The sequence below is a fragment of the Marininema mesophilum genome, assembly GCF_900106775.1.
Classification (GTDB): Bacteria; Bacillota; Bacilli; order Thermoactinomycetales; family DSM-45169; genus Marininema; species Marininema mesophilum.
Window position 1 is genome coordinate 29,966 of record NZ_FNNQ01000004.1, and the last position, 13,117, is coordinate 43,082.

Sequence of the window (13,117 nt, forward strand, 5' to 3'; positions counted from 1 at the left end):
ACAATGATTGAACGATTGAAGAGCTGGTTGGTTGGATACCAAAAAGAAAAATCTCTTAAACCAGCAGATGAGGAACGATTGGAACTTCTTAAAAAAGGGCCGATTCCCCGTCATGTAGCCATTATTATGGACGGGAACGGACGTTGGGCGCAAAAGCGCGGCATGCCTCGAATCGCAGGTCATCGAGCTGGAATGAAGACGGTTCGCCATATTACTCGTGCAGCTGATGATTTGGGAATTGAAGCACTTACGCTCTATTCTTTTTCTACGGAAAATTGGAAGCGTCCTCAGGATGAAGTCAATTATTTAATGGGTCTTCCTGAGGAGTTTCTACGTACGGATTTAGATGAATTGGTGAGACGAAACATTCGCGTAGGGATGGTAGGACGTGAGGAGGAGCTTCCTGAGCATACGTTGCGTGCCATTGAAGGGTTTAAAGCGGGAACTGAAGGTAACACGGGGATGATGCTCTCCTTTGCTTTAAATTATGGGGCCCGATCAGAAATGATCCAAGCAGTAAAGTGGATTATCGACGATGTTGAATCAGGTAAGGTGGATAAAGGAGAAGTGGACGAAGGTCTTTTCGACCAATACTTGTACACCTCCAACTTACCCGATCCTGATTTAATGATCCGAACGAGTGGGGAAGTGCGGATTTCAAACTTTATGTTGTGGCAATTAGCTTATAGTGAGTTATGGTTTACGGACGGGCTGTGGCCGGACTTTTCCCGAGAGTTGTTCTACAAAGCAATTGAAGACTTTCAACGTCGTTCCCGCCGTTATGGGGCGGTGTGACGAGAACAGGTGAGGTGCGGATGAAACAGCGAATCGTAACGGGGGTGTTAGGCGGAGCCGGTTTCTTCCTCTTCTTGTGGCTGGGAGGCTGGTGGTATACAGCCATTATTATTGTCCTTGCTATTCTCAGTTACCGCGAGTACTGCCGAATGAAAGAGATTCAACTCTCCAGCCCCCAGGGGATAGTAGGTCTTATATTGGTAGGCCTACTCTTAGGGACGAGTATGGCGGAGCAGGGTTTAATTAATAGGACCCTCTTGCTTCAGGCGCCAGATAATATCCTAACCGGACTTGTTTTACTTCTTCTTTTGACCGTGGTAAGTCGCAATCGCGTTCAAACAGAAGAAATCTCCTATTTATTTTTAGGGTCATTATACATAGGTTTTGGCTTTTCTTATATGCTTCAGGCGAGGATGTTATCCGAAGGGTTGAGTTGGTCTTTACTCGTTATTGTGATGACCTTTGCCAATGACAGTGGTGCATATTTCATTGGGAGGAAATGGGGCAGTTCAAAATTATGGCCGTCTATCAGCCCGAATAAAACAGTAGAGGGAGCTTTAGGTGGCCTTCTCTGTTCGATAATTGCTAGTGGAATTTTTGTTTTACTAAGACCGGAGTTGGGAAATTTCTTAGAGATCCTAGCGGTTGGTTTATTGATAAGCATTGTAGGACAAATAGGAGATCTCGTAGAGTCGGCAATGAAACGCTCGACAGGCACGAAGGATTCTGGGACGATATTGCCCGGACACGGAGGGGTGTTGGATCGGTTTGATAGTTTATTGCTGATCTTTCCTGTTTTACACTTGCTCCATTTTATATAGAGAGATAGAAAGCGGCTCATAAGGGGGACATCTGATGAAACGGATCGTAATCTTAGGTTCCACAGGATCCATTGGAATCAACACCTTGGAAGTAATCCGGCAACACCCAGATCGCTTTAACGTGGTGGGGCTTGCAGCCGGGAGTAACGTCGAGGAGATGATCCGGCAGGCAGAAGAGTTTCGCCCTCGTATCATCTCGATGGAAGAAGAGTCAGCAGCAGAGACTGTGCGCCAAGGAGTCTCCTACCCTGTTGAGGTGGTCTGGGGAGGTGAAGGTTTACTTGTTTTGGCTTCTCTAAAGGAATCGGATTATGTGGTATCTGCTATTGTGGGTAGCCGTGGATTACCACCGACGCTAGCGGCTATCCAAGCAGGAAAAACGATTGGACTTGCGAATAAGGAATCATTAGTGATGGGTGGTTCCTTGGTGATGGAAGCGAGCCGCAAGGCAGGTGTTTCGATTTTACCCATTGACAGTGAACACTCTGCGTTGTTTCAATCAATGAATGGGGAGCCACGGGAACGAATTCGTCGTATTCTTGTGACTGCCTCAGGTGGATCCTTTCGGGACTGGCCCCGAGAACGCTTAGTAACAGCGACAAAGGAAGAAGCTCTTCAACATCCTAATTGGTCAATGGGTGCAAAAGTAACCATTGACTCGGCTACATTAATGAATAAGGGATTGGAAGTAATCGAGGCCCGGTGGCTGTTTGACCTTCCCTATGATCAGATTGATGTACTTATTCACCCTGAGAGCATTATCCACTCATTGGTTGAGTATGAAGATGGGGCGATGATGGCTCAGTTGGGGACACCCGATATGAAGGTGCCGATTCAGTACGCTCTCTCTTATCCTGAGAGGCTTCCTCTCAAAGGGGAGCCGCTCGATTTAGTGGCTATTGGTGAACTTCATTTTCGGGCTCCTGACCTTGATCGCTTCCCTTGTTTGAAGATTGCCTATACATGCGGACGTCAGGGCGGAACACTGCCTACGGTGATGAATGCTGCGAATGAAATTGCAGTGGAACGATTCCTGGCAGGGCAACTCTCCTTCCTCGGAATCGAAGAGGTATTAGAAGAAGTATTGTCCCGTCACACGTTAGTTCCTCATCCTACAATCGACGATCTATTTGAGGCGGATCGATGGGCACGGGAAATGGCACGACAATGCGACGCGCGGGTGGGTTGATCCCTCCCGTGATCAACCAAGGCGGTGATGGAGCATGCAGACGATAATCTCCTTTATATTAGTGTTGAGTGTATTGGTGTTTATTCACGAGCTTGGCCATTTCTTGTTCGCAAAACGAGCAGGTATCTTGGTGCGTGAATTTGCTATCGGTTTTGGTCCTAAATTGATCTCTGTATTTCGTGGAGAGACCCTTTATTCGATCCGGATCTTACCTCTTGGTGGATTTGTCCGGATGGCTGGGGAGGATCCAGAAATTGTAGATTTGAAAACGGGATCTCACTTGATTTTGGATCGAGATAAAGAGGGGCGTGTCGTGCGGATTCGCGCACCGAAGTCCACAGCTGGAGAAGAGAGTATGATGGAGGCGACTGCTCGTGAATACGGGGATATGGATGGGCTTGCAAATAGTGGCCTGCCTAAGCATCTGCCCCAGGTAAAGGATACCGTTAGCGGGAAATTGCTAGAAGCGGATTTAGAAAAAGATCTCTTTGTCCAATTAGAAGGGGACGATGGTGAAGATATTCGTTACTCACTTCATCCGCAAGCAGTGATTCAATATGATGAAAAAAGCATTACCCAAATCGCCCCTTTGGATCGGCAATTCTCTTCCAAAAGTGTGTTGGATAAGGCCCTTACTATTATTGCAGGTCCAGCATTTAATTTCATTTTAACCATAATCGTTTTAGCGGGTTTGGTATACGCCACAGGAATCAATACAAAGGTATCGATTCAGAATACTGTTCCAGGATCTCCTGCTGCAAAGGCTGGGATTAAAGCTGGGGATATTGTTCGTGAAGTTGAAGGAAAAACCATTACAAGCACAGGGGATATCCGAATTCCGCTGCAGGATGCGGGTGGAAAGCCTCTGAAAATGGTTCTTGAACGAGCCAATCAAAAATATACTACGACGGTTAAACCACAGAAAAAAAATGATCAATTTTTGATCGGTATTCAGATGAAACAAGAAACTCGGGAGTCTACCCTTTCCGAGGCGGCTGTAGAAGGGGTTAAAAATACCTGGGATATGACAGTGCTTCTCTTTGATGGCTTTGGTAAATTGATCACTGGAGAAGTGGGTGTAAAGAATCTCGCGGGTCCTGTGGGGATTGCCAGCATTACTGGTCAAGCGGCACAAGCAGGCTGGGTGTCTATTATTCACTTGACGGCACTATTAAGCTTGAACCTGGGGATTCTTAATATCTTGCCATTTCCGGCTTTGGACGGAAGTCGCTTGGTATTTATCCTGCTGGAAGGATTGCGTGGCAAGCCGATTGATCCCAATAAGGAAAGTATGGTCCACTTTGTTGGCTTTGCTTTATTGATGGTGTTGATGTTGTTTGTGACATACAATGATATTTTGCGGATTTTCTTTAAGAGTTAAGTATGAAGTTAGCTCCTATAAAAGGTTCGCATTTGCTTTGATGATCCTGCGGGTTAGATTTGATCGGTTTCCTCTACGGTTGATCGTTGGCAATAAAGCTGTGGCCACGGAAGAGTTGGCTGTTGTATAAATTAATTCAAGAGGTAGATCATACGAATTAGAATAAAAGATAAAAAAGGGTCACAATCTCATGATTGTGACCCTTTTTTGTGATCTGGCGCTTGAGTCTAAGCACAGGGTAGAGTATTATGGGGGTGTCCCTGTGAAGGGATCAGCCGACCTGTTGCCTTCCCGAATTCGGTTTGATGAGGGAGAATGAGAACTTGTTTAAAAAGTTGGTAGACAATTGGAAAAAATATATTAGCCATAATGATCGTCATGGGACTAGCCAAGTCCGTGAAGAGCCTGATGCTCACTCAGGAAGAATCCGGGAATGGAAACGGATGGCGGAAGAGCATATTAATAAGGATCCTGACGCTACCGTTTATAAAGGAGATCAGATGGAACTTGTCCTGAGGGAAGAAGGCTTTGTGATTCGCCCGCAGGAAAAGACACACCAATCGGATGTATGGAAAAAACATAGTACCCACTGGCGCAACTTTTGGCTCTATGACAATGAGAGAGAGATTGAGTTTTCTCTTATTGAAGAAGTGAAATTAAACTGGGATCGTCAAAACCCAGGAGGTTCATTAGAGATTCGTTATCGTGAAGTAGAGGATGGGGAGCTTCCCACAGGAGAGGGAGGATGTATTCCTTTTCACTCCTGGCCGCAATTTTTTGCGATGCGAGAGGCCCGTGATGAATTAGAGAGGCGTACAGGTCGGCTAAAAGAGTAGATAATTTTGCTGGATCGCCGATTCACTATATGGGTCAGAAGAGAGAGAAACGACTGCCAAAGAGGGGCAGTCGTTTCTTTAGGGTAAAGATCTGTAATTGCAACACGCCGTGTAGAAAGTTATGATATACTTTCCATGCAAGAAGTGGAAACTGATCATTGAGGGAGAACTCCTGATGATCGGATTTGGAATAGGGGGATCGTTCATGCCAACACCAAGTATGGAGGATTATTTAGAAAATATATATCAACTTATCGATCAAAAAGGGTATGCTAGGGTTTCTGATATTGCTGAGGCATTGGCTGTACACCCCTCTTCGGTGACAAAAATGGTGCAAAAGCTGGATCAATCCAAGTATCTTATATATGAGAAATATCGCGGTCTAGTTCTTACCCCGAAGGGGAAAAAGATTGGGAAACGATTAGTGGATCGACATCGATTATTAGAGGAATTCTTACGAATTATAGGTGTAGAAGAGAGTTTGATTTACAACGATGTGGAAGGAATTGAACATCACCTTTCTTGGGATTCCATCACAAGCATTGAAGTGTTGGTAGAGTATTTTCAGAAGGATCCCGAACGCATTAAAGAATTACAAGAGATGAAAGAAGCTAATGAAAAGGAAATCGAGGATAAAAAACCCTGAGAAGCCGCTTCACGCGGTTTCCCAGGGTTTTTTTCCTTTTTACTGGCATACACATATTTAAGCGGGAAGAATACTTTGTTTCGTGAACATGGAGGTGGAATTTGTGCAGGCGGATGCAGTGTTGGAAGGTGGCGGTATTAAAGCCTTCGGTTTAGTGGGTGCTCTTAGTGTGGCCGAGGAGAAAGGGTATCGCTGGAAACGTTTAGCGGGGACATCAGCCGGCTCCATTATCGCCTCATTATTAGCAGCTGGGTACCGGGCAGAGGAACTATATCGAATGCTGACGGATCATCCGTTTACTTCGTTTACACCGACATCATGGTATCATCGAATTCCCTTGTTGGGACCTTATGGTGGTGCAAGTATCCGACTATGGATGAAGAAAGGCTTATATCCAGGGGAGCCCTTAGAGGAATGGGTAGGTGAGATGCTAGCTAAGAAGGGGGTCTATACCTTTGCTGATTTGAAGGAGAAGGAATTATCTATCATTGCTTCGGATATTAGTCGTGGAAGCTTATTGGTATTACCTAGAGACCTAGAAGAGTACGGACATCCAGCGGATGAGCTCCTTGTAGCGACGGCTGTACGAATGAGTTGTTCCATTCCTCTTTTCTTTGATCCGGTAAAAATTCAGCATGGCCCCTCACGCAAGACGAGCTACATTGTGGATGGTGGTGTTTTAAGTAACTTTCCTGTGTGGTTATTTGACACAGAACAACCCCGTTGGCCCACTTTTGGCTTTCGTTTTCTTTCTGAAACAGCTGGTAATGCGCGAACGATTGGCAATCCCATTTCATTGGTTAGTGCAATGTTTCATACGATGTTAGACGCACATGATAATCGTCATATCAAAGAGCAAGACAAAATACGAACGATTCAAGTGCCTGCTGTTGGGGTAAAGTTAACGGATTTTGATTTGGATCGAACAAAGAGAGAATCTTTATACAGAGCAGGGGTAGAGGCGGCCAGGGATTTCTTTCGAGATTGGAGTTTTCGGCAGTATCTGGCCAACCGTGGATGTGATGGATCTGGGAGCGTAGTGCTCCGAATGAACAATGTCCGATCGGGGTGAAGAATGATGGTGTCTGGTAGTGATCGTCCTTCTTATCGACTCATCAGCCGAGGGGGAGAGAAACAGTTTCATACCTCGATACTTGAGTGGGTAAGTAGTGCCAAAAAAGAGCGAGGCGTTCATGTGAAGGAATATGAAGGCTTCCATTATCTACTGATTGCCGCGGGAATGAAACCGAACCCAGGCTATCGTCTAGTAATTGAACAGGTGCGGGAGGATACGGTTTACATCCGGGAATTACCTCCATCCGAAGGAATGATGACACCACAGGTAGTAACTTATCCGTACTTATTATTAAGAGGAAAAGGAAGCCCTCCAGAAGTACTGGATTCCATTACAGGAAAACAAATCACCCCTTCTGGTCCTGATCCATAAAAAAACCCAGTGTCTACTGGGTTTTTGTGTTCCGTGATGCATTCCGTAATTTAGGGTCCTTTTTATTACCTTGGATAACGCGGAAGGATCGTTGCCGTTTATTGTATTTCTTTTTAGATGTCTTTTTGGCAAGGTGAGAAACATTACGTGGACCACGAAATTGGACTACACGTTTGCGACGGGGATTGTTGTTGAGTCTAAGTAACCAGCGCGGTGGGTATTTGTACAGATAAGCAATAACACTGACCAAGGCGATTATTCCCATCACCCAAAAGAGGTTTGCGGTAAGAATTCGCACAAGACCGACAGCCATCAGTACAAACAAAACCGAATATCCGATTTTTTGCTTGGGACTCAACATGATATTATCTCCCTTGCTTCGTAATCGTCCCCTGATCGTTAGCCGGAGTGGGCTAGGGAGGAACTAGGATTTTCTACAGGTGTGATTTCCTGCGCATCTAGTTCATACATCCTTTGAAAGGCTGCGATGGCTACTTCAACGTGTTCATCCTTGGGTTGACGCGTGGTGAGTTTTTGTAACCATAATCCTGGATAACCTAGATAGGAAAGAATCGGTACATCGCGAAGCGCATTCGTCACACGGAGGAGTTCATAGGATATGCCGATCACAATCGGCAGAAGCAGTAAGCGAGTTCCAATTCGGTCCCATACATTGTCGTATTGAAAGAAGGAGTAGAGGACCACTCCAGTGAGAACAGTGAGTATGATAAAGCTACTTCCACACCGATAGTGTAGGGGTGATTGTTTTTGAACATTTTCTACTGTCAATTCTTCCCCAGATTCATAGGTATTAATCACTTTATGTTCAGCACCGTGATATTGAAATAATCGTTTTATCAAAGAAGTTTGAGCAATAGCAAGCAAATACGTAAGAAGAAGGAGGGTTTTAATGCCACCTTCGATCAAGTTTTGTAAAATGTTATTGGTCACCGTGCCATCAAAGAAATAACTAGCTAAAAATGCAGGTAATGCAGTGAAAATCATTTTTCCAAAAATGAGGGAGAGTATACCCACAGTTACCACACCAAGGATCGTTTGCATCTTGCTAAGTTTTTGTTCCGTAGGTTGGTTGTTCTCTTCCCCAGGTTCCAAATCATATCGCTCCGTGGCAAACTGTAGATGCTTAGATCCAGAGGCGCTTGCTTGTAGTAAAGCAATCACTCCACGAAGAATGGGGATCTTTTTCAGCCATTGGAGGACAGAGGATGATCGAGAAGTCATGATTTCATAGGTTTCGATCTTCCCATTTTTACGACGAATAGCAGTAACTTGTGATCGCTTACCGCCAAACATTACTCCTTCAACGACCGCTTGGCCGCCGTAGGCAATCGGTTTTTTTGACATCGATGGTCCACTTCCTCTTAAAAGTGTTCATACGTATAGAACATAAGTTGATTAAATTTGAATTATATTTTGTATTATCTATTAAACATTGCGCTGTTTAAATATTATTTAGATTGATCAGATTGATTGCTTCACTTGTTTTAGATCAAGATTAGGAACGAATACTGTTAAGATGTGGTACTTTCCATTGTAGCATATTCGTTGTTGAAGGGATATCGATCCTTTGGTTGGTAACCCTTTTTTTTCCATAAAGGGATGATAAGGCGGGAAGGTTTTACTTGTGAATCGAAGGGCTCTATCTCAGGTATGTGTGGGTGTTTTGTGATACAATAACGGAGGATGAAGGGGGGGTGAAACCTTGCCGAATATCTTGGTGATCCATGGCCCCAATTTGAACCGATTGGGCAAACGCGAACCTGATGTTTATGGAAGCGGAACCTTAGAACAATTAAACGAAAGTCTCATTACTCTAGGCTCGCAGTTGGATGCGGAAGTAGAGACATTTCAGTCCAATCATGAAGGCCATCTTATTGATTGCATTCATGATGCTGAAGAGAGAGTAAATGCCTTAATAATCAATCCGGGGGCACTGACTCACTATAGTTATGCACTTCGCGATGCCTTGGCATCGGTTGATCTCCCCGCTATTGAAGTACATATCTCTAATATTCATCGTCGAGAACCCTTTCGTGAGCATTCTGTTACAGCCCCCGTTACGCAAGGACAGATCGTAGGTTTGGGTTTTTATGGCTATGAGCTGGCTTTGAGAGCGGTGTTGGAACTATTGAAAGAGAAGCCTTGAGGGGTTCCGATTGAGACAGGAGGAAGCGCGTTGGAACAACGTCTCATTAAACTAAGGGAGCAGATGGTGATAGATGGTTTGGATGCAGTATTTCTGTCTAATCCAATTAGTCGTCTCTATCTAACTGGATTTACCGGATCAGCAGGATGGGTATTGATCACTCGAGATGCCCAGTTTTTGATATCTGACTTCCGTTATGTAGGACAAGCGATGGAGGAAGCTCCAAGCTTTACCTTTATCAAACATGAAGGGCAACCGTTCCGTGATGTGAAAGATATCTTAGGGAAGACAAATGTCAAAGAGATCGCCTTTGAACAGGATCATCTCACCTTTCAACAGTATGATAAATTGGCCTCTGTCTTAGAGGGCTTTGTACTTCTTCCTAAGAGTGGATTGATCGAAAAATTGCGTGAAGTTAAGGATGATGAAGAGGTTGCCTTGATACGAGAGGCAGCGGCAATCGCTGACCGTGCCTTCCTGTCGATCCTCGAAGAAGTTCGCCCAGGGTTAACAGAGAGTGCTATCGATCTTCGTCTGGAAATTTTGATGCGAGAACAAGGGGCAACGTCCTCTTCCTTTGAAACGATCGTCGCCTCAGGACCACGTTCTGCGTTACCCCATGGAAGGGCAAGTGACCGGGTATTACAAAAAGGAGACCTTGTAACCCTCGACTTTGGGGCACTATATAAGGGTTATTGCTCGGATATGACCCGTACGTTCATGATCGGTACACCCAGCTCTCTACAAAAGGAAATTTATCAGATTGTGTTAGTAGCGGAGCAAAAAGCAGTGGCTGCGATACGACCTGGAATCCCTGGGAAAGAAGTAGATGAAGTTGCTCGGAATTGGATCACGAAGCATGGCTATGGTGAGCGTTTTGGCCATAGCACAGGTCATGGAGTCGGTTTAGAGGTCCATGAGGGACCCAACCTCTCTTTCCGCGGAGAAACGAAGTTGGCCCCAGGTATGGTAGTCACTGTTGAACCAGGGATCTATCTTCCTGATGTAGGTGGAGTGCGGATTGAAGACGATGTACTGGTGACGGAAGAGGGCTATGAAGTGTTAACACCGAGCTCCAAAGAATTGATAATCATCGACTAGACTTATTACAAGAATTTATTAATAAACAGGAGGTCAATTGATGATTTCAACAAGTGAATTTCGTACTGGATTAACCATCGAACTGGATGGCGGCGTTTGGCAAGTAATCGAGTTTCAGCATGTAAAACCAGGTAAAGGGTCCGCATTTGTCCGTTCTAAACTGCGCAATCTTCGCAACGGAGCCATTTCTGAGCGAACCTTCCGTGCAGGAGAAAAAATGGGTCGAGCCCATGTAGAAAATCGCCAAATGCAGTTCTTGTATGAAGCGGGTGGCGAGTATACCTTTATGGATACCGAGAGCTACGAACAAGTAACCTTGCCAGCAGAACGTTTAGAGCGTGAAGTGAAATTTCTGAAGGAAAACATGAATGTGAACTTGGTTCTTTACCAAGGAGAGACACTCGGTGTAGAGATGCCTAATACCGTTCAGTTGGAAGTTGTGGAAACAGATCCTGGGATCCGTGGCGATACCGCAACTGGTGGAACCAAACCGGCAAAAATGGAAACGGGTCTAGTTGTTCAAGTCCCTCTTTTCATTAACCAAGGGGATCTCTTAAATATCGATACGCGGAAAGAAGAATACCTATCCCGGGCATGATCAGAATGCAAAAAGAGGCTATATCAGGGAGCTCCCTGATATAGCCTCTTTTTTAAACGTTCTAACGCCACATCCAATCTAACAGCTTAACAAGATAAGCAGTAATCCCTGCTGCCATCAGAGGACCTACAGGGATGCCGCGGAGAAAGAGAATGCCGAAGATGGAGCCGATCACTAAGCCAATGATCATTTGAGGGTCCAGTTTTAAAAGATCTAGCCCCTTGCCATTCATATAGGTGGCTAGCGCTCCACCTGCGAGAGCAAGAACCCCTGGTAGCGTTGTAAAGACGGAGACGACCTCTTTCATTGTGATTCGTCCGGAAGCAAAGGGGACAAGAACGGCAATGGTTAGAAAGAGAAGTCCTGTTTCTAGACCACGCCTCTCTACCAATGGAAAGAATCTTTCTAAATGAGTTAGCTTAAGGATTAAGAGCAAACTGGCTGCAGTTGCGATGATGGGTGAGCGTCCAAGTAATCCAATGATGATCAGGATGACAAGCACGAGATCGGGTCTCATATCTATCCCCTGTCCAACGTTGTTTACTCACACTGTATGAGTAGACAAGGGAATTTAGTCTCTACAAAAGTGGGTTATAAGATAATTCGATCCGATTGCCAACAAGGTACGATAGGGAGGCTATCTACCTTAAGGCAGTCGATGACATCTTGTTCTAAGCCCCGACTGATTAGTCGACGACCGGACTGGCTTTGGGAGAGAACCTCCCGTAGTCGATGCTGTGAGGATGTCCAGCTATGTAGAAGAGCGTAACTTAGATCATCTAATTGGAGTGAAGAGTTTAGGTGGCTAAGTTGATGGATAATCATCCCAGCAGCCATCCCATCTTCAAGGGAGAATTGACCGCGGGTTCCCGCACAGAGAAGTAACGTGTCTCGATGTAATTCCTGGATTGAGTTTGCACAGGCTGAAGCATTTAGAAAGCAGCCTATCAGGATACCCTCCGCTTTCGCTGCTTTTAACAGAGATCGCGTACCATTGGTGGTAGTCATGACGATTCCTTTGTCACGAATGAGATCCGTTGTGTATTCTGAGGGGGAGTTACCCAGATTAAAGCCTTCAATTGGCTTTCCAAATCGCTCTCCCCCAGTCAGTTCCCCTTTTTGGACTAATTCCCTGGCCTCTGTAACTGTTTCAGCAGGGCGAATCCAAGCCGCTCCAGCAGAAAATGCAGTAACAATGGAACTGGAGGCACGGAAGACATCGATGATCACGACCGTTTTGTGAGGGAGGATCTTACTATGAAGCTCATCTACACTGGATAGCACACAAATTTTCATCGCACAAGATCCTTTTCTAGGGGGGTGGTGAAAGTGAAGAAAGTGTCTGAGCGCAATCCTCGACGAAGGGATTCCAAGGAGAGGATCTCGGTGTTGCAGATATTACCCAGATTGGCGTTCACTCCAAGTAAACGAAGGAGTATGATTTGTTGTGGTGTTTTGGGGCACTCCCACCAGAGGTGTGTGTGATCGACCCGCTCGCATACCTGGTCAACATAGGAGATATTTGGATCTCCGTGGTGATTGTAAATGCCTACATTGTATCCAGATTCTCGCCCTTCGACGATCACAAAATCGGCACCACAAGCACGATCTTGATGGAAGAGATGAACAAGATGATTGATCGGTGTAATCGAGTGCTCCTCTTTTTTTCCGATTTCCGTAATGACACGAAGGGAATGGGAACGAGCTTCTTCTATGAAATAACAACGTTCTTTTTCTGAAAGGTGTATCGTTCCATCAGAGATCTCTACATAAGTAAAACCGATCTGTTTGAGGGTGTGAAAATATTCGGATGTCTTCCCCTGGATAAATGCCACCTCAAAGAAGGTGCCCCCTGGATAAAGGAAGGTATCGTATGAAGAAGCTAGTAGCAGTTTTTCTTGTAAGATGGGGATAGGGGTGATACCTGCTGTTCCGAAGCCGAGCTTAATAAAGTCGATGTACTCACCTGCCAGCTGTAACATGTCCCTGAAGGAATGTAGTCCTATCCCTTTATCTAAAACCATCGTAAGGCCAGTGGTTCGAGGTTTCGATTGTCGGGAATGTGTAGGGTCCTTAAGGGATGCGTTCCAGATTATTCCCATGCAGGAATCCATGCGGCGTTCCTCACTTTCGATC

16 protein-coding genes are annotated in these 13,117 nt (G+C 45.3%); 11 read left to right on the top strand and 5 right to left on the bottom strand.

Annotated elements, in window-relative coordinates; all coding sequences use genetic code 11:
• Nucleotides 1-3 precede the first annotated feature (3 nt).
• The 8 genes from BLV90_RS04935 to BLV90_RS04970 all read left to right on the top strand — a co-directional run bounded on the left by BLV90_RS04935 (nt 4) and on the right by BLV90_RS04970 (nt 7,115).
• Nucleotides 4-795, top strand: coding sequence for an undecaprenyl pyrophosphate synthase (locus BLV90_RS04935; protein WP_091737157.1), 792 nt, complete (start codon nt 4-6; stop codon nt 793-795).
• Between the two features lie 20 nt (nt 796-815).
• The gene (locus BLV90_RS04940; RefSeq protein WP_091737160.1) at nt 816-1,616 is read left to right on the top strand and encodes a phosphatidate cytidylyltransferase; all 801 of its coding nucleotides are present in this window, start codon (nt 816-818) and stop codon (nt 1,614-1,616) included.
• 34 nt (nt 1,617-1,650) lie between these two features.
• On the top strand, nt 1,651-2,805 hold the full coding sequence (locus BLV90_RS04945; protein WP_091737163.1) for a 1-deoxy-D-xylulose-5-phosphate reductoisomerase: 1,155 nt from the start codon (nt 1,651-1,653) through the stop codon (nt 2,803-2,805).
• A gap of 34 nt (nt 2,806-2,839) precedes the next feature.
• On the top strand, nt 2,840-4,186 hold the full coding sequence (gene rseP / locus BLV90_RS04950; protein WP_091737166.1) for an RIP metalloprotease RseP: 1,347 nt from the start codon (nt 2,840-2,842) through the stop codon (nt 4,184-4,186).
• Between the two features lie 323 nt (nt 4,187-4,509).
• Entirely contained in the window at nt 4,510-5,022 is a 513-nt protein-coding gene (locus BLV90_RS04955) for a hypothetical protein (protein ID WP_091737169.1), read from the top strand.
• Between the two features lie 205 nt (nt 5,023-5,227).
• The gene (mntR, locus tag BLV90_RS04960) at nt 5,228-5,668 is read left to right on the top strand and encodes a transcriptional regulator MntR (RefSeq protein WP_091737172.1); all 441 of its coding nucleotides are present in this window, start codon (nt 5,228-5,230) and stop codon (nt 5,666-5,668) included.
• A gap of 103 nt (nt 5,669-5,771) precedes the next feature.
• The gene (locus BLV90_RS04965) at nt 5,772-6,740 is read left to right on the top strand and encodes a patatin-like phospholipase family protein (protein ID WP_177167904.1); all 969 of its coding nucleotides are present in this window, start codon (nt 5,772-5,774) and stop codon (nt 6,738-6,740) included.
• Nucleotides 6,741-6,746: 6 nt separating this feature from the next.
• Nucleotides 6,747-7,115 (top strand): protease complex subunit PrcB family protein, encoded by a 369-nt coding sequence (locus tag BLV90_RS04970; protein WP_177167905.1) that lies wholly within the window; start codon nt 6,747-6,749, stop codon nt 7,113-7,115.
• 13 nt (nt 7,116-7,128) lie between these two features.
• On the opposite strand, the gene BLV90_RS04975 is transcribed toward BLV90_RS04970, so the two are convergent.
• Nucleotides 7,129-7,476 (bottom strand): hypothetical protein, encoded by a 348-nt coding sequence (locus BLV90_RS04975; RefSeq protein WP_091737181.1) that lies wholly within the window; start codon nt 7,474-7,476, stop codon nt 7,129-7,131.
• Between the two features lie 38 nt (nt 7,477-7,514).
• The gene (locus tag BLV90_RS04980; RefSeq protein WP_091737184.1) at nt 7,515-8,480 is read right to left on the bottom strand and encodes a DUF1385 domain-containing protein; all 966 of its coding nucleotides are present in this window, start codon (nt 8,478-8,480) and stop codon (nt 7,515-7,517) included.
• Between the two features lie 358 nt (nt 8,481-8,838).
• Between BLV90_RS04980 and aroQ the strand changes: the two genes are divergently transcribed.
• The 3 genes from aroQ to efp are packed head-to-tail and all read left to right on the top strand — an operon-like array spanning nt 8,839 to nt 10,981.
• Entirely contained in the window at nt 8,839-9,282 is a 444-nt protein-coding gene (gene aroQ, locus BLV90_RS04985) for a type II 3-dehydroquinate dehydratase (protein ID WP_091737187.1), read from the top strand.
• Nucleotides 9,283-9,312: 30 nt separating this feature from the next.
• Nucleotides 9,313-10,383, top strand: a complete 1,071-nt coding sequence (locus BLV90_RS04990; RefSeq protein WP_091737190.1) for a M24 family metallopeptidase — start codon at nt 9,313-9,315, stop codon at nt 10,381-10,383.
• A gap of 40 nt (nt 10,384-10,423) precedes the next feature.
• A complete protein-coding gene (gene efp, locus BLV90_RS04995) occupies nt 10,424-10,981 on the top strand; it encodes an elongation factor P (protein ID WP_091737193.1) in 558 nt (185 codons plus the stop codon).
• 61 nt (nt 10,982-11,042) lie between these two features.
• On the opposite strand, the gene BLV90_RS05000 is transcribed toward efp, so the two are convergent.
• From BLV90_RS05000 to comA, 3 genes are all read right to left on the bottom strand, one after another.
• Nucleotides 11,043-11,498, bottom strand: coding sequence for a DUF441 domain-containing protein (locus tag BLV90_RS05000; protein WP_091737196.1), 456 nt, complete (start codon nt 11,496-11,498; stop codon nt 11,043-11,045).
• A gap of 74 nt (nt 11,499-11,572) precedes the next feature.
• The gene (locus BLV90_RS05005; protein ID WP_091737199.1) at nt 11,573-12,277 is read right to left on the bottom strand and encodes a 2-phosphosulfolactate phosphatase; all 705 of its coding nucleotides are present in this window, start codon (nt 12,275-12,277) and stop codon (nt 11,573-11,575) included.
• Nucleotides 12,274-13,095 (bottom strand): phosphosulfolactate synthase, encoded by an 822-nt coding sequence (comA, locus tag BLV90_RS05010; protein WP_091737202.1) that lies wholly within the window; start codon nt 13,093-13,095, stop codon nt 12,274-12,276. The genes BLV90_RS05005 and comA overlap by 4 nt, the downstream gene beginning before the upstream one ends.
• Nucleotides 13,096-13,117: the final 22 nt, after the last annotated feature.